This is a genomic window from Spongiactinospora rosea (assembly GCF_003315795.1).
In the GTDB taxonomy this organism is placed as follows: Bacteria; Actinomycetota; Actinomycetes; order Streptosporangiales; family Streptosporangiaceae; genus Spongiactinospora; species Spongiactinospora rosea.
This window is the reverse complement of record NZ_QMEY01000011.1, coordinates 253,635-268,255: the sequence shown is the minus strand read 5'-3', so window position 1 is coordinate 268,255 and position 14,621 is coordinate 253,635. Positions and strand designations below refer to the sequence as shown.

Here is a 14,621-nt window from a genome sequence, read left to right as displayed (position 1 = left end):
CTCTACCGGCCGGTGGCGCAGACCCTCGGCGGATGGGATCGAGTTGTTCGATCTGCGGGCGGTATCGGTGAGGCGTTACCGCTATCGGGGTTACTCGATCCGCGGCCCCTGGACTTTGTCCGGCCCCGCCTGACGGCAGATGCCGTGGAGAGCCCGGTGCTCAGAGATGGGCACGCCGGGTTCGGCGAGCGGTCTGGGGAAACGGACCGGCGGCAACGCCGGCACCGCGCCCCAGGCCGACTCAACGACCCATCCCCGTCAGGCCGTTCAGCGTGCGATCGTGGCCGCCGACCTGGCCTTGGCGCGGCTGCAGATGGGCAGCCCCGAGGCGGCTTCCGACGTACTGCACCAGTGCATCGACGTGGCCGGTGCCACCCGGGCCCGGGTGCCGACCGCCCGCATCGCGGAGGTTCGCAGACGCCTTCAGCCGTGGCGGTCAGAGGGGTTCGTTGGAGACATTGACGACCACTTGCGCGAAGCCATGCTCGCTCTCTGAGGAACGCGTCGGGCATCGGCCCTCTCGTCAGCAGCGCGTGGCCGACGGGGACGTACGGCCTCCGGACTCCTAGGCGTTGCCCCAGTTCGAGGTACGCGTGATCGCAGACGCCGAGGCGGGCTGATCTTTGCGGGCGCTCCCGCCATGGCGTGGCTCATGGACAGGTCGGCGAAATCGGTGAGCCGGTGGGCTGCCGGTTACGGGCTTCTTGATGGCGCAGGGTCGGGCGGAGCCCAACGCGGGAGGCGTGGCTGAGCAAGGCGAAAACGATGGTCACGAATGTCTGTGGGTTCACGTGGTACGGGGCGGCAGGTAGGCCCGTCAGGGGGTTCGGGGCGGTGTGGCTCGTGGCCGGGTGGGTGAGGTCGGTGGGCTGGTGGGACGCGAGTTATGGACTTGCTGGTGGCGCGAGCGTCGGGCGGAGCCCGACACAGGAAACAGGGCTGAGCGAAGCGAAGGCGATTGGGAGTGGTCGGGACGGAGGAGTGTGGGATATGGGCTGATGGCGACGGGGGATGCCAGTGGGTGTATCGGCATGGGGTGAGGGATATGCCTGCCGGGGGGCGTTCGGTGGGGTGTGAGTGGCCAGGTTGGCGGGGTGGGGAACTGGTGGGAAGCGGGTTACGGACTTGCCGGTGGCACGAGCGTCGGGCGGAGCCCGACATGGGAAACAGGGCTGAGCGAAGCGACGGCGATTGGGAGCGGTGGGGCGGTGGGGCGCGGGATATCGGCTGAGGTGGCAGGGGTGGGGGGCAGGAGGACTATGGAATATCTCCTGGGGCGGTTGGATGTCTTGGGGATACCTGACGGAGGGTGGCAGGTATGGGGGGCAGGGTCTGAGGCATGACGACGACTGCGAAACTGATCGCCTTCACCATTGACTGTGCGGAGCCGAGGCGGCTCGCCGAGTTCTATGCCGAGATCCTCGGGTTCGAGGTGCAGTACGCCGAGGACGAGTACGCCGGTATCGGTGACGGTACGACCTCGATCTACTTCCAGCGGGTGCCCGAGCGTACCCCCGCCGCCTGGCCCGGCCCCGGCAAGCAGTTCCACATCGATGTGCGGGTGCCCGATGTGGCCAAGGCCGTGGAGGAGTACGTCGCCCTCGGGGCCAGCAAGCCGGACTTCCAGCCCAGTACGGACTGGGTCGTGCTGGCCGACCCCGAAGGCCATCTGTTCGATGTCTGTCCCGAGCGGAACGCCTGAATTTCGACGCCGTTGGGCCGCACGTAAGACGGAAGTGGGAATGAGCGCGTTCAAGAGTCCCTAAGCTTGGGGAATGCTCTTGCGACGCCATGCCTTTCCCATGCCCGCGCCCGCCGCACCCGCGGGCGGGAGCCGATGACGTGGGCAGGCGTGTCGATCGCACTGGTCGGGGCGCTCGGATACGCGCTGGGCGCGGCGCTGCAGCAGTTCGAGGCGGTGCGTGACGGCGCGACGCTGAAGCTGGCCAAGAGCGTCCGCTGGTGGGTCGGCGGAGCGATCGGCTTCACCGGCGCGTGCCTGCACGCGGTGGCCCTTTCGCTGGCGCCGCTGGTCGCGATTCAGCCGGTCAGTGTGGCGACGCTGGTCTTCGCGGTGCCGCTGGCCGCCATGATGTACGGCAGGCGGCCGCACCGGGCCGAGATCCTCGGTTCCATCGCGGTCGCGGGCGGGCTGCTCGGCCTGATGCTGCTGGTCCCGCACGAGGCGTCGCGGCCGGTGCTGAGCGACCGTGGCGCGTTCGGGTTCCTGGCCTGTGTGGGCGTGATCGTGCTGGTCTGCCTGCTGGCGGCGCGCCGGGCCGCCGGGCCGGCGAAGGCGCTGCTGCACGCGGTGGGGGCGGGCGCGGTGACGGCCAGCGTGTCCACCTTCGTGCGGGTCGTGGGCGGGGGCCTGGAAGGCGACCTGGCCAACCTGCTGACGTGGTACTCGGTGGCCATCCCGGTGCTGCTCTGCTGCGCCGTGGTGTTGTTGCAGAAGTCCTACGCGGTGGGCTATTTCGGGGTCGCCTACGCCGGGGTTCAGGTGGTGGACCCGATCACGTCGGTGCTGGCGGGGGCGGTGCTGCTCGGTGAGCCGCTGCCGACCGAGGCGGGCACCGCCGTACCCGCCCTGATCGCCGCCGCGGTGCTGGTGGCGGGCACGGTCACGCTCAGCCGTCTGTCGCCGGACCACCACCATCAGGTGCCCGCGGCGCCCGCTCCGGCTCCGGTGGGGTAGGCGGGCGCCAGCCCAGTACGTCGTCGAGCCGACGCAGCATGAACGACCGGGTGAACCGGTCGCCCAGCAGCATCGAGGTGTCGCGCAGCGCCACGGCGAGCGGGTTGCGCAGCCGGGTCAGCCGCCCGATCGCCCGGGAGCGGGCCACGATCCTGGTGGTCCTGGGCCGCCGGGCCGCGGTGTAGGCGGCCAGGCCGCCGGGCCGGTCGGCCAGCCCGGCCAGGACGACCGCGTCCTCCATGGCCTGGCAGCCGCCCTGGCCGAGGTTGGGCGTCATGGCGTGCGCCGCGTCGCCGAGCAGCGCCACCTTGCCGCGGTGGAAGGCGGGCAGCGGCTCGTCCAGCGAGTAGAGGTCGTGGCGCAGGATCGCGGCGGGCTCGACGTTGCGCAGGATCTGCGGGATCGGGTCGTGCCAGCCGCCGAACAACCGGATCAGCTCGGCCTTCTCGCCGCCCGCCGAGCCGTCCGCCGAGCCGTCCGCCGCCGAGCCGCCCGCGGGCACGGTGTCGCTGGCGTAGCAGTACACCAGGTCGCCGGCCAGCGGCGTCACCCCGAACGCGAGCCCCGCCCCCCATGACTCGGTGGCCCCGAAGTCCATCTCGGGACGCCGGGTGACCAGCCGCCAAGCCGTCACGCCCGCGTAGACTGGGCCGGGGTGGGCGGGAAAGAGCGTCCGCCTGGCGAGGGAGTGGATGCCGTCGGCGGCGACGACCAGGTCGGCCGACAGTTCGCCCGTGTCGGTGGTGACCGTGCCGGTGTCGGCGTCGATGCCGATGACGGCCGTACCGAGCCGGAGCGCGCCCTCGGGCAGCAGATCGACCAGGATGCCGACCAGCGTGGCCCGCAGCAGGACCACGATCGAGGCCCCGTAGCGTTCCCTGGCCTGGGCCTCGCTGGTGCGGGTGAGCCATTTGCCGTCACGCCGGCGGATGCCCGCGTCGCCCTGGATGGAGGCCAGCCGCCGTACAGCCGCGCCCGCCCCGATGGAGTCGAGCGCGTAGAGCGCGTTTGCCGACACCGCGATCCCCGCGCCCACCGGCTCCAGCACGGGAGCCTGTTCCAGCACCGTCACCGACCAGCCCCGCCGGGTCAGCGCGACCGCAGCGGTCAGCCCGCCGATCCCACCACCGATCACTATCGCACGCATCGCGCCTCCTCAACTACACCTGTAGTACAGATTACTACACATGTAGTATGGGGCCGTGACCGACTCCAGGGACGTGGCCGACTCCAGCGACGTGGCCGACTCCAGGGACGCGGCCGACTCCAGGGACATGACCGGCCCCAGCAGCCCGCGTGCCACGCGCGTCGCCGACACGGCCATCGCGCTCCTGGTCGAGCGCGGCATGCGCGGCCTCACCCACCGGGCGGTCGACGAGGCCGCGAGCCTCCCGCCCGGATCGACCTCCAACCTGGCCCGCACCCGCGCCGCCCTGCTGGAGCTGACCCTGGAACGCCTGACCATGCTCGAGGCCGCCGTCTATGTGAGGGAGCTGAGCGAGCCGCCCGCCGATCCGCGCGGGCTCGCCGACATGGTGGCGCGCATCGTGTACGCGCAGCTCGGCGAGGGCCGCGAGCGCACCCTGGCCCGCTACGAGCTCGCCCTGGAGGCCACCCGCAGGCCCGAGCTGCGGGTCATCTACGACCGGATCGGCGGGCGGCTGCGGGAGACCGCGGCCGGTCTGCTCGCCGCCGTCGGCGCGGCCGATCCGGTACGCCAGGGCGCCCGGCTCGTGGCGTTCACGGACGGCCTGCTCTTCGACGCCGTGGCCGGGGCCGGAGGCAAGTACACCGTGGAGGAGCTGCGGGCGGCGCTGCACGAACTGCTGTCCGGGATGCTCGGCGAGCGCCTGGAAGAAGACGGCGGCCGGAGGGGGCCCTGACCCTGGCGCGGCCGGTCGATTACCATCACCCCTAGGATTCCGGGACTTCCACAGGGGAATCCAACCTTTTGGCGAGGGTCTTCGATGTGGCAGATCGCTCGTCCATGCCCAAATGCAGGTGGTTTCGACGATTCACTGAGTCGGGAAGCGGCGAGGGACATGCCAGGCGGATCCATCTACGTGCCACAGGACGACAAGTTCACCGGCGCGTCACCGCAGCAGATGTACGAGAAGTTCTGGGTCGAGGGGATCGGCGAGCGCAGGAGGATGCGCGCGGTCAAGGCCGCCGTCGGCCTGGCCGCCGGGCTCGCGCTCGCGGCCCGCTTCTCGATCCCGCAGCCCGTCCTGTTCGGCATCGCGGTCGCGGTGATCGTCGCGGTGGCCGACGCGGTGGTGGCGTGGTACGCGCACGAGCGCACCGCCGTCTGGCGCGGCAAACGCAAGGGCGAGGTGCTCACCGGGCGCATCCTGCGCCGCCGCCTCACCAAGGAGGGCTACAAGGTGCTGAACGGCCGCGCCGTGCGCGGTGAGGCGTCCATCGACCACCTGCTGATCGGCCCCGGCGGCGTGTGGATCGTGGACAACGAGGCGTTCGGCCCCGAGACCGAGCTGGCCCAGTACGGCGGGCGGCTGTTCTTCGGCGAGAAGTACGGCACCAAGATGGCCGACGGGCTGAACCAGGCGGCCGAGCGGCTGGCCACCGTGCTCACCGAGAAGTCCGGTATCCCGGTCACCATCGAGGCGCTGCTGGCCGTCTACGGCGGCAGCATGCCGCGCGGTGGCATCGTCTCGGCCGAGCGGCTGACGCTGCTGCGGCCCCGGCGCATCCCGCGGTTCATCCGCTCGCGGGCGACCGGCGCGCTGTCCGACGAGCAGGTGGAGACCCTGGCCAGGACGGCGGCCAGGGAGCTGCACAGGATCACCTGATCCGCGCCCCGGCGCTCATGTGACGCCCGGTGGCCTGCCGGACAGCGCCAGCGCCGCCGGCCGTGCCTGCCGCGGCGGGGCCACCCTGCCGGGCGTCACCACCACGACCGGGCACGCCGAGCGCGGTACGCAGGCGGCCAGCACCGCCCCCATCGGGGCGGGGGAGTCCGGGTCGTAGGGCCGGCTGCCGAGGACGAGCAGATCGGCCGTCTCGGCGTGCCGCAGCAGCACCTGTACGGCGGGCCCCTGGTCGATGACCGGGGCCGGTGGCAGCAGCGGCCGGGGGGTCAGTTCGGCGACCGCCCGGACGATCTCCCGCCGTACGGCGGCGAGTTCGTCGTCGCGACATCGCCAGGTGCCCATCGGCGCGTAGGACGCCCGGGACTCCCCGGACCACTGCCATGCGTGTACGGGGGAGACCACGGCCTCGCGGAGTGCCGCCTCGCCGAGCGCCCAGAGCAGGGCCGCGATCGAGGCCGACGAGCGGCTGAAGCCCACGACGATGCGCGGCTGGGATGTCTTCTGGCTCACTGTTCGAGCATTAGCGGACGCGGGTGAGGAGTGGTCAAAGCGCCGGGAAACCAGGTGCTAAATCCCTGAATGATCAGGTCTGGGGGCAGAACCGCCTGTTCAGTGGTGAAGGTAGATCTTCTGACTGAATCGTGGTGATTTGTTTGCTTTGCCCCAGGATGGCCACTAGAGTCCAGTTTTGTTATCAACCTAATGGTGCTCTTCAGGGCTGAGGAGCACGGACGAACGCCGAGTCCCGAAGCGGCCGCAAGGCCCTCCGGGAGCCGGGGACCCAATCAGCGGGGCCGCACGGCCCTTGGGGTGAATCCGCCCACGCGGCGGTAGGGCATCTCCACGTCCGAACCCGACAGCTAACCCGGTAGGCGAGATGGAGAGGAGAAGACGTGGGTCACCCCCACCCCGACACGCCTTCTATGAGGTTGGCTTCCCCGAGGTCCACGAGACCGCTTTCGGTTCAGACGCCCGCACGCACGGGTGTTCCCCCGCTGGGGGCCACCGGCTGAGCCGGACGAGGCCGAACATCGGTTCGAGCACCTGGCGTCTCGGTTCGATGATCCGGCCGGCAAGAATTCGCTGACGATCGACGCCACCTATGCCGTGGCGGACTTTGCCGAACGCGCGTCCCGCGTGGCGATCTGCCCGCGCGACTCTTTCCCCTTACCTCTTCCTGGACGCGCGTGGCCGCGCCGTTGCCGAGTGAGCAACGCGGCCTCCCCCTTGTCGTCTCACGAAAGAGCCCCATTTCTTGATGAACGTTTCCTTTGGCCTGCGCCCGAACCGCATTCTGGCCTCCACCCTCCTAGGATTCGTACTCACCGCCGGCGCCGCCATCGGCGCGGGCGCCCCCGCCGCCCACGCGACCGAGACCCCCGACCAGATCCTGCTGCAGGGCTCCACCAAGGCGTCCTACTTCTGGGACGACGCCTCCGGCCGCGCCGGGGACACCGGGCTGCCGGCCATCGGCAAGCCCATGGAGAAGGGCATGTTCGCCAGCCCGAGCTGGCCCCTCGGCACCGAGGGATACGTCACCTTCGGCGGTAAGAAGGCCGAGTTCTTCATCGGCGACCGCGGCCCCGGCGTGCCCTCCAACAGGGGCATCATGCTCGACATCGACGCCAAGACCTTCGCCGACCTCACCGGCGGCACGTTCAACCCGAACACGCTGATGGTCGTCGGCAACGGCGGGCGCGGCCACATCAACGTCGAGTACACGATCACCAAGTGGGGCAAGGGCCCCGGCAAGAAGAACTACCCGGTCGCCTTCTCCACGGGCGCGTGGAGCAAGCGCGACCCCAACCCGGCCGAGCCGCCCAAGCAGGAGGAGACCCGCGAGCTGAACGTGGTCCCGCCGAAGCCCGCGCGCAAGCCCGAGGGCCCGGCCGTGACCGGCTCGCCCCTCTCGGTGGCCGGCGCCGCGCCGTACCACCGGCTCCCGGCCGCGGACGCCGCCCAGGCGAACCGGGACGCGAGCGTCCAGCCCGCGGCGGCCGAGTCCGGGCGGACCGTGGCCGGCGCGGACACCGTGGCCCCGGCCCCGGCCAACCTGGCCCTGCTGGCCGGACTCGGCGCCGCGGGCGCCGGTCTGGTCGCCGGTCGCAACCGCGTCCGCAGGCTGCTGTCCGACGACTCCGCTTGATCCACCCGCCTGATCCACCCGTCCGATTCACGGCCTGATCCCCTGGCCGGAGCCGAAAGTCCCCCTGGTGGTCGTCGCCCCTGCGCGGCCGCTACGGTGGTCGCCGAATTCACCCGCGGTGACCGTGCGGTCACGTCGCCCCTCCCTTCGACGACGTGACCGGGTAAGGGCGGGCGTCCTCGTACCCCCTCTGAGGACGCCCGCCCTTGCCATGCCCGCGAACCGAATGGGATTCTGCTCTGCATGAGCCAGTGCGCCTCAGCCAATGGCATCGAGATCGCCTACGAGAGCTTCGGATCTCCGCGCGGCCGGCCGCTGCTGCTGATCATGGGCCTGGCCACCCAGATGATCTTCTGGGACGACGACCTCTGCGCGATGCTCGCCGAGTGCGGCCATCACGTCGTCCGCTTCGACAACCGCGATGTGGGACTCTCCACTCATCTGACCGGAGCCGGGGCGCCCGATCTGGGCGCTGTGCTGGCGGGCAGGGCGTCCGCGCCGTACCTGATCGAGGACATGGCCGCCGACGCCGCCGGGCTGATGGACGCGCTCGGCTGGCGAAGCTGCCACGTGGTCGGCGCGTCGATGGGCGGCATGATCGCCCAGGCGCTGGCCATCGGCCATCCCTCCCGGGTGCGCAGCCTCACCTCGATCATGTCCACCCCGGCGGCCGGTGTCGGCCCGCCGACCGACGCGGCCATCGGCGCGCTGCTGGCCCCGCCCGCGACCGACCGCGACGACGCCGTGGTGCGCGCCCTTGAGGTGTGGAGCGTGATCGGTTCGCCCGGTTACCCCCTCGACCGGGAGCGCATCCGCCGCCTGGCCGGGATCGCGTACGACCGTTCGGGCGATCCGGCGGGCTCGACCCGGCAGTTCGCGGCGATCCTCGCCTCGCCGGACCGCAGGCCGGGGCTCGCCCGCCTGTCGGTGCCCACGCTGGTCGTCCACGGCCGCGACGACCAGCTCATTCAGTTGCCGGGCGGCCTGGCCACCGCCGAGGCGATCCCGGGCGCGCGGCTGCGCGTATTCCCCGGGATGGGCCACGACCTGCCCTACCCGCTGTGGGAGACGATCGTCTCGGCGATCACCCGGCTGACCGAGGCGGCGGAGACCGAACGCGCGGCCTGACCCCGGCAGCCCGCCGCGCTCACGGGGCCTCCTGGATGACCGCCTTCTCGTCGGGCTTGAACACCAGCACGTCGCGCACGTAGGAATCCACCGCCGCGGGCAGGCCGACGTCGTGCCCGGCCCCCTCCGAGCGGAACCACCGGTGGTCCAGCACCTCGTGGAACAGCTGGGCGGGCTCCAGCTTGCCGCGCAGCTCGCGCGGGATCGCCTCGATCGTGGGCTGGAACACCTCGGCCAGCCAGCGGTGCGCGACGATCGCCTCCTCCTCGTGCCGCAGGCCGCTTTGCACCCGGAAGGCGTCGAGGTCGTTGAGCAGCCGCCTGGCCTGGTTCTCCTCGACGTCCAGGCCGGTCAGCCGGATCAGCCGGCGCTGGTGGTGCCCGGCGTCCACGACCTTGGGCCGTACGATCAGCCGCCCGGTGCCGGACTTGCGGCGCACCATCATCTCGGCCACGTCGAAGCCGAGCGAGTTCAGCCGCCGGATGCGGTGCTCCACCCGGTGCCAGTCGACCTCCTCGATGATCTCGTCCTGGGTCAGCTCGTCCCACAGGCGCGTGTAGCGGTCGCAGATCTGTCCGGCGGTCTCCTCCGGGTCGATCGAGCCGTGCAGCAGCCCGCCGGCCTCAAGGTCCAGCAGCTCGCCGAAGATGTTGGTGTGCGCGATGTCGATGTCGTGCGCGCGCTGCCCGTCGCTGAGCATCGGGTGCAGCTCGCCGGTCTCGGCGTCCACCAGGTACGCGGCGAAGGCCCCGGCGTCCCTGCGGAACAGCGTGTTCGACAGCGAGCAGTCGCCCCAGAAGAAGCCCGTGAGGTGCAGCCGCACCAGCAGGACGGCCAGCGCGTCCAGCAGCCGGATCAGGGTCTCCGGGCGCAGCGTGCCCGACATGACCGCCCGGTAGGGCAGGGAGAACTGCAGGTGCCTGGTGACCAGCGCGGAGTCCAGCGGCTCGCCGTCGTGGCCGGTGCGGCCGGTGACCACGGCGACGGGTTCCACCGAGGGCGTGTCCAGCCGGTTGAGGTCCCACAACAGGCGGTACTCGGCCTTGGCGTACCGCTCGCTGATCTCCTTGATCGCGTACACGTTGCCGGACAGCCGGACGAACCGTACGACGTGCCGGGAGATGCCGCGCGGCAGCGTGACCAGGTGGTGCTCGGGCCACTGCGCGAGGGGGAGGTCCCACGGCAGGCGGATGAGGTCGGGATCGCTCGGCGCGCCCGTCATCTGCAGGGGCAACCCATCGCTCCTTGGGGGAGATGTCCAGTTCTTTCCTCGGAGGAGGGTAGTCCCCCGTATGTCACGATCATCCGACGGTACGGCGGCGCTGTCGCGAAGGACAAGCAACACTCACCCCCAGTTGTCATGGTTGGCACCTTGCCGGGTGTTCTTATCGCTGGTCACCGGTTATGGCTACGTTCGGTTAGCGAAAATCGCTGTTCGTAATCGAACGGAAAGGAGCGTCCCGATGCCCGGGTACGAGCCCTGCGCCACGATGCCGGTCCACCACCGGATGCTGGCGAGCAGGCCCGGCTATGCCGTCGCGCTGGCCGCGATCGAGAACGACACGCTCGCCAGGAAGACCGGCCGCGCGCCCGCGCGGCGGGAGGTGGTGACGATCCCCGTCGTCGTCCACGTCGTGTACCGCACGGACGAGCAGAACATCGGCCAGGAGCAGATCGACAGCCAGATCGAGATCCTCAACCAGGACTTCCGTAAGACCAACGCGGACGCCGGCAAGGTCCCCGCCGTCTGGAAGGGCCTCGTGGCCGACGCCCAGATCGAGTTCAAGCCCGCGGACAAGGACCCGCAGGGCAAGGCGACCACCGGGGTCGTCCGCAAGAAGACCACCCGCGACTCCTTCGGCGCGGACGACATGGTCAAGTCCGCCGCCCAAGGCGGCGCGGACGCCTGGCCCGCCGACCGCTACCTCAACGTGTGGGTGTGCGAGCTGGCCGGGTTCCTCGGCTACGCGCAGTTCCCCGGCGGGCCGCCCGAGACCGACGGGGTGGTGATCCTGCACAGCGCGTTCGGGTCCACCGGCACCGCGGCGGCGCCGTACGACCTGGGCCGCACCGCGACCCACGAGATCGGCCACTGGCTCAACCTGCGCCACATCTGGGGCGACGACGAGACCGGCTGTTCGGGCACCGACTACGTGGACGACACCCCCAACCAGGGCGGGCACAACCGCGGCCTGCCCGCCTTCCCCAAGGTGAGCTGCGACAACGGCCCCGACGGCGACATGTTCATGAACTACATGGACTACACCGAGGACGCCGGGTGCTACATGTTCACCAAGGGGCAGGTCGCGCGGATGGACGCCTGCCTGGCGGGCCCGCGGGCCTCCTTCGTGGACACCGCGGCACACGAGAAGGCCCGGACCGGCGTCCGGGCCAAGGTCACGAAGAAGGTGTGAGGGGGCGGTTCACAGTACGCGGCCGGCGTGCGGCAGGGACTTGATCAGGTAGGCGAGCCCCCAGCAGACGGGCAGGGCGATCACCGCCACCAGGGCGAACTTCACGATCGCGGCGGCGTGCAGCCCCGCGACGGCGGTGCTGATCGCGACGAGCACCACCGGGTGGATGATGTAGACGGTGAAGGCGTGGCCGGACAGGAAACCGGCCGCCCGTCCCTGCCCGGCGTACCGGTCGCGGAAGAGCGTGAGCAACCCGACGATGACGCCGACCGCGAAGACCGCCTCCCAGACCGACTGGGCCAGCGTCTGCGCCAGGCCGCCCTGCGGCGCGAGCGCGACGACCGGGAGCAGCAGCAGAGTGGACACCCCGGCCGCGGCGAACCCCGCCCGCCGGGCCCGCGCCGGCAGCGCCTGCGCCCAGCCCCGCCGGTGCGCCATCACCCCGACCGCGAACAGCGCCGCGTACTGCGGCAGGTGGGACGGGGTGGGCAGGCCGATCACCGGGATGTAGAGGCCGACCGGCACGACCAGCCGCCACAGGAAGGTCACCGCCGCAAGCCCCGCCGTGAACCACACGACCGCCCGCAGCGGCGGCGGGGCGGGCGTGGCGGCCGGAGCCGGAGGGCCGGAGGCGCGCCGCCGGTAGAGGGCGTACACCGCGGCGAACAACAGCAGCACCTCGACGAACCACATCGGCCCCGGATCCCAGGTGACCAGGTAGAACATCCAGTACGGCAGGTCGGTCCGCCCCGCCGCGGCGGCGACCGCGTCATAGGACCCGAAGACGGCCAGCGGGCGCAGCACCAGCAGGTACACCAGCAGCGGGATGCCGAGCCGGATCAGCCGGTCGCGCAGGAAGCCCCTGCCGCCCTTGCGGTCGTGGGCGCCGGGGGTGAACATCCCGGCGATCAGGAAGAAGAACCCCATGAAGAACGCCTGGTTGACGGCCACGAAGATGTCGAGCGCCACGCCGGAGGCGTCTCGCGCCGGCTCGAAGTGGTACCAGGCGGGGATGTTGCCGTAGGTCACCGCGACGTGGTGCAGTACGACGAGCACGGTCAGCGCGGTGCGCAGGTTGTCGATGTAGTGGAGCCGGGTTTTGAAAAGCGGGCGCACGGTCATGCCGGCGACTCCTTACGGGTGGCCCGGACGAAGATGTCGGCCAGCTCGGCGGCGTGCGCGTCGAGGTCGTGGCCGGGGTGGGTGGCCCAGTAGGCGAACATGTCGATCACCGCGGCGTTGTGCGTGACGGCCATCACCCGGCGGTCGAACTCGCGGAACTCACCCGTGTGGTGGCCCATCTCGTAGATCCCCTCCAGCAGCCGCAGGATCTCCTCGGCGGCCTCGATGCCGTAACGGAGGGAACCGTCGGGGGCGCGCATGTTGCTGGAGATCTCGTGCAGCGCCATGATCTCCGCGGGCCGCTCCCGCATGTGCCCGGCCACCGCGAGGATCTGCCCGCGCAGCACGGCGGTGGCCGACGCCTCGTCCTTGACGGAGTCCACCACGAACTCCACCACCTCCTTCAGGATGCGCCGCACCACTTCCTCCATCAGCTCGCTTTTGGAGGTGAAGTGGTAGGAGATGACCCCTTTGCTGATCCCCGCGTGTTCGGCGATCAGTGACAGCGACGCGCCCCCGTATCCGGCCTCGGCGATGACCTTGATCGCCGAGGCGACGATCTGGGCCCGCCGGGCCTGCTCGATGAACGACTGCTTGTCGCCCCCGGCCGCTCTCGCGCTCATCTGACCCCTCGTACTGATTTCTGGCCGCTCGGCCAGAATCTAGCACGCACGGCCAGACACTGCGCAGGAAATCGGGATGGCGGCGGGGAGGTCACGGGTCGGTTGAGACGCTAGGGGCGGTCTTGACGCTGGGCTCGGGGGATACGTACCGTCCCATAAACGGTTAGGAAACTTTCCTATTCCTCCATCCCCCCAACACGGGAGCACGGATGTCCTCTTCCGCTGACTTCAACCGGCGCCAGGTGCTGCGCCGTATCGGACTCACCGCGTTCGTCGCCGGCCCCGGTGCCGGACTGCTCGCCGGCTGCGCCACCGCCGGAAGCGGCTCCGGTGCCTCGTCGGCACCCTCCCCGGTGGCCTCCGGGGGAGCCGGCACGGCGGCCAACCCCTTCTCGGTGAAGGCCGACGCGCCCCTGGAAGTGGTGATCTTCAGCGGTGGCTACACCGACGCCTACGCGACCAAGATCCACGAGCCGCTGTACAAGAAGACGTACGCGCAGGCCGCCATCAAGCACACCGCCACCCAGCGGATCGGCACCCAGCTCCGGCCCAGGTTCGTCAGCGGCGACGCCCCCGACGTGGTCAACAACTCCGGCTCCGACCCCCTGGACCTGGCCGCCCTCCAGGCCGAAGGCCACCTGGCCGACCTCACCGCGCTGTTCGAGGCCCCGTCGATCGACGACCCCGGCAAGAAGGTCAAGGACACCATCACTCCGGCCGTGCTGACCAACGCCCTGGTCGCGGGCAAGCCGCACGTGCTCAACTACACCGTGTCGCACCGTGGGCTCTGGTACAACGCCAAGCTGTTCGCCGAGAAGGGCTGGGAGGTGCCCACCAACTGGGACGCCTTCCTGGCGCTGTGCGAGCAGATCAAGGGGGCCGGGATCACCCCGTTCGCCTACCCGGGCCAGGTCGGGCCGTTCTACCAGACCTGGAACATCCTCTACACCGCCGCCAAGATCGGCGGCAACCAGGTGATCATCGACATAGACAACCTGGTCGACGGTGCCTGGACCAAGGACCCCGTGATCAAGGCCGTGCAGGTCTGGGCGGACCTGCAGAAGCAGTTCGGCGACAAGGCGTACTTCGGCCTGGACCACACCCAGACCCAGCTCAAGCAGCTCCAGAACAAGGTCGCCTTCTACCCCACCGGCTCCTGGGTGGAGAACGAGATGGCCAAGGAGATCCCGGACGACTTCGAGTACGCCGTCATGGCGCTGCCCGACATCACCCGCGGCGACGTCATGCCGACCGGGGCCTTCTTCGTCGGCGTGGGTGAGAACTTCTTCGTCTCGGCCAAGGGCAAGAACCCGCTGGGCGGCATGGAGTACCTGCGCGTGATGCTCTCCCAGGAGGGTGCGCGCGGCTTCACCCAGGAGACCAAGAACCTCACCGTGGTAAACGGCGCCGCCGACGGCGTGGACCTCCCGCCCGGCCTGAAGAGCGCCGCGGCCGTGCAGGGCGCCGCGGGCCAGAACGTCATCACCGACGCCCGCTACGAGGGCTGGTACAAGAAGCTGTACGACTACTCCCAGGCGCAGACCAACTCGGTGATGGCCGGGCGGATCACCGCGCAGCAGTTCGCCGAGAACATGCAGAAAGAGGCGGACAAGACCAAGAAGGACAAGAGGATCACCAAGCAGACGCGGACCAGCTAGG

14 protein-coding genes and 1 riboswitch are annotated in these 14,621 nt (G+C 70.4%); of the genes, 9 read left to right on the top strand and 5 right to left on the bottom strand.

All coding sequences use genetic code 11. The features are described 5' to 3' along the window. Nucleotides 1-280 precede the first annotated feature (280 nt). The 3 genes from DP939_RS25000 (at nt 281) to DP939_RS24990 (ending at nt 2,698) form a co-directional block, all read left to right on the top strand. A complete protein-coding gene (locus DP939_RS25000; RefSeq protein WP_147268120.1) occupies nt 281-496 on the top strand; it encodes a hypothetical protein in 216 nt (71 codons plus the stop codon). 843 nt (nt 497-1,339) lie between these two features. Then, nucleotides 1,340-1,702 (top strand): VOC family protein, encoded by a 363-nt coding sequence (locus DP939_RS24995; protein ID WP_113983180.1) that lies wholly within the window; start codon nt 1,340-1,342, stop codon nt 1,700-1,702. 150 nt (nt 1,703-1,852) lie between these two features. Beyond that, nucleotides 1,853-2,698, top strand: a complete 846-nt coding sequence (locus DP939_RS24990) for a DMT family transporter (protein WP_225878479.1) — start codon at nt 1,853-1,855, stop codon at nt 2,696-2,698. On the opposite strand, the gene DP939_RS24985 is transcribed toward DP939_RS24990, so the two are convergent. Then, the gene (locus DP939_RS24985) at nt 2,631-3,845 is read right to left on the bottom strand and encodes an FAD-dependent monooxygenase (RefSeq protein ID WP_113983178.1); all 1,215 of its coding nucleotides are present in this window, start codon (nt 3,843-3,845) and stop codon (nt 2,631-2,633) included. The two genes, DP939_RS24990 and DP939_RS24985, sit on opposite strands and share 68 nt — an antisense overlap. Before the next feature lie 55 nt (nt 3,846-3,900). Between DP939_RS24985 and DP939_RS24980 the strand changes: the two genes are divergently transcribed. Then, nucleotides 3,901-4,581: a TetR/AcrR family transcriptional regulator gene (locus DP939_RS24980; RefSeq protein ID WP_225878478.1), complete on the top strand. Its 681-nt coding sequence runs from the start codon at nt 3,901-3,903 to the stop codon at nt 4,579-4,581. 159 nt (nt 4,582-4,740) lie between these two features. After that, on the top strand, nt 4,741-5,508 hold the full coding sequence (locus tag DP939_RS24975; protein WP_113983177.1) for a nuclease-related domain-containing protein: 768 nt from the start codon (nt 4,741-4,743) through the stop codon (nt 5,506-5,508). A 15-nt stretch (nt 5,509-5,523) separates the two neighbouring features. Here the strand turns inward: DP939_RS24975 and DP939_RS24970 are convergent, their stop codons facing one another. Then, nucleotides 5,524-6,039: a universal stress protein gene (locus DP939_RS24970; protein WP_158578681.1), complete on the bottom strand. Its 516-nt coding sequence runs from the start codon at nt 6,037-6,039 to the stop codon at nt 5,524-5,526. Nucleotides 6,040-6,255: 216 nt separating this feature from the next. After that, a riboswitch (cyclic di-AMP (ydaO/yuaA leader) is annotated at nt 6,256-6,419 on the top strand. A gap of 368 nt (nt 6,420-6,787) precedes the next feature. On the opposite strand from DP939_RS24970, the gene DP939_RS47100 reads away from it, so the two are divergent. Together DP939_RS47100 and DP939_RS24960 are read left to right on the top strand one after the other, a co-directional pair. Continuing rightward, nucleotides 6,788-7,675, top strand: coding sequence for a hypothetical protein (locus tag DP939_RS47100; RefSeq protein ID WP_199565394.1), 888 nt, complete (start codon nt 6,788-6,790; stop codon nt 7,673-7,675). A 243-nt stretch (nt 7,676-7,918) separates the two neighbouring features. Next, nucleotides 7,919-8,803, top strand: coding sequence for an alpha/beta fold hydrolase (locus tag DP939_RS24960; protein ID WP_113983175.1), 885 nt, complete (start codon nt 7,919-7,921; stop codon nt 8,801-8,803). 19 nt (nt 8,804-8,822) lie between these two features. Here DP939_RS24960 and DP939_RS24955 read toward each other — a convergent pair whose 3' ends face one another. Beyond that, complete coding sequence (locus tag DP939_RS24955; protein ID WP_199565393.1) at nt 8,823-10,037, bottom strand: DUF4032 domain-containing protein; 1,215 nt, start codon at nt 10,035-10,037, stop codon at nt 8,823-8,825. Nucleotides 10,038-10,266: 229 nt separating this feature from the next. On the opposite strand from DP939_RS24955, the gene DP939_RS24950 reads away from it, so the two are divergent. Next, nucleotides 10,267-11,217 (top strand): zinc metalloprotease, encoded by a 951-nt coding sequence (locus tag DP939_RS24950; protein ID WP_199565392.1) that lies wholly within the window; start codon nt 10,267-10,269, stop codon nt 11,215-11,217. Between the two features lie 9 nt (nt 11,218-11,226). Here DP939_RS24950 and DP939_RS24945 read toward each other — a convergent pair whose 3' ends face one another. Together DP939_RS24945 and DP939_RS24940 are read right to left on the bottom strand one after the other, a co-directional pair. After that, complete coding sequence (locus DP939_RS24945; RefSeq protein ID WP_113983174.1) at nt 11,227-12,339, bottom strand: acyltransferase family protein; 1,113 nt, start codon at nt 12,337-12,339, stop codon at nt 11,227-11,229. Further along, nucleotides 12,336-12,962 carry a TetR/AcrR family transcriptional regulator gene (locus tag DP939_RS24940; protein WP_113983173.1) on the bottom strand — a complete coding sequence of 209 codons (627 nt, stop codon included), beginning with the start codon at nt 12,960-12,962 and terminating at the stop codon, nt 12,336-12,338. Before DP939_RS24940 ends, DP939_RS24945 begins: the two co-directional genes overlap by 4 nt. A gap of 209 nt (nt 12,963-13,171) precedes the next feature. Here DP939_RS24940 and ngcE point away from each other — a divergent pair, with 209 nt between their 5' ends. Beyond that, on the top strand, nt 13,172-14,620 hold the full coding sequence (ngcE, locus tag DP939_RS24935) for an N-acetylglucosamine/diacetylchitobiose ABC transporter substrate-binding protein (RefSeq protein WP_113983172.1): 1,449 nt from the start codon (nt 13,172-13,174) through the stop codon (nt 14,618-14,620). Nucleotide 14,621 lies beyond the last annotated feature (1 nt).

What these genes read in the sequence shown, in the direction of transcription:
- DP939_RS24950 (WP_199565392.1), top strand. Translation starts at nt 10,267, where the DNA reads ATGCCCGGGTACGAGCCCTGCGCCACGATGCCGGTCCACCACCGGATG.
- DP939_RS47100 (WP_199565394.1), top strand. Translation starts at nt 6,788, where the DNA reads ATGAACGTTTCCTTTGGCCTGCGCCCGAACCGCATTCTGGCCTCCACC.
- DP939_RS24995 (WP_113983180.1), top strand. Translation starts at nt 1,340, where the DNA reads ATGACGACGACTGCGAAACTGATCGCCTTCACCATTGACTGTGCGGAG.
- DP939_RS24960 (WP_113983175.1), top strand. Translation starts at nt 7,919, where the DNA reads ATGAGCCAGTGCGCCTCAGCCAATGGCATCGAGATCGCCTACGAGAGC.
- DP939_RS24975 (WP_113983177.1), top strand. Translation starts at nt 4,741, where the DNA reads ATGCCAGGCGGATCCATCTACGTGCCACAGGACGACAAGTTCACCGGC.
- ngcE (WP_113983172.1), top strand. Translation starts at nt 13,172, where the DNA reads ATGTCCTCTTCCGCTGACTTCAACCGGCGCCAGGTGCTGCGCCGTATC.
- DP939_RS24940 (WP_113983173.1), bottom strand. Translation starts at nt 12,962, where the DNA reads ATGAGCGCGAGAGCGGCCGGGGGCGACAAGCAGTCGTTCATCGAGCAG.
- DP939_RS24985 (WP_113983178.1), bottom strand. Translation starts at nt 3,845, where the DNA reads ATGCGTGCGATAGTGATCGGTGGTGGGATCGGCGGGCTGACCGCTGCG.
- DP939_RS24945 (WP_113983174.1), bottom strand. Translation starts at nt 12,339, where the DNA reads ATGACCGTGCGCCCGCTTTTCAAAACCCGGCTCCACTACATCGACAAC.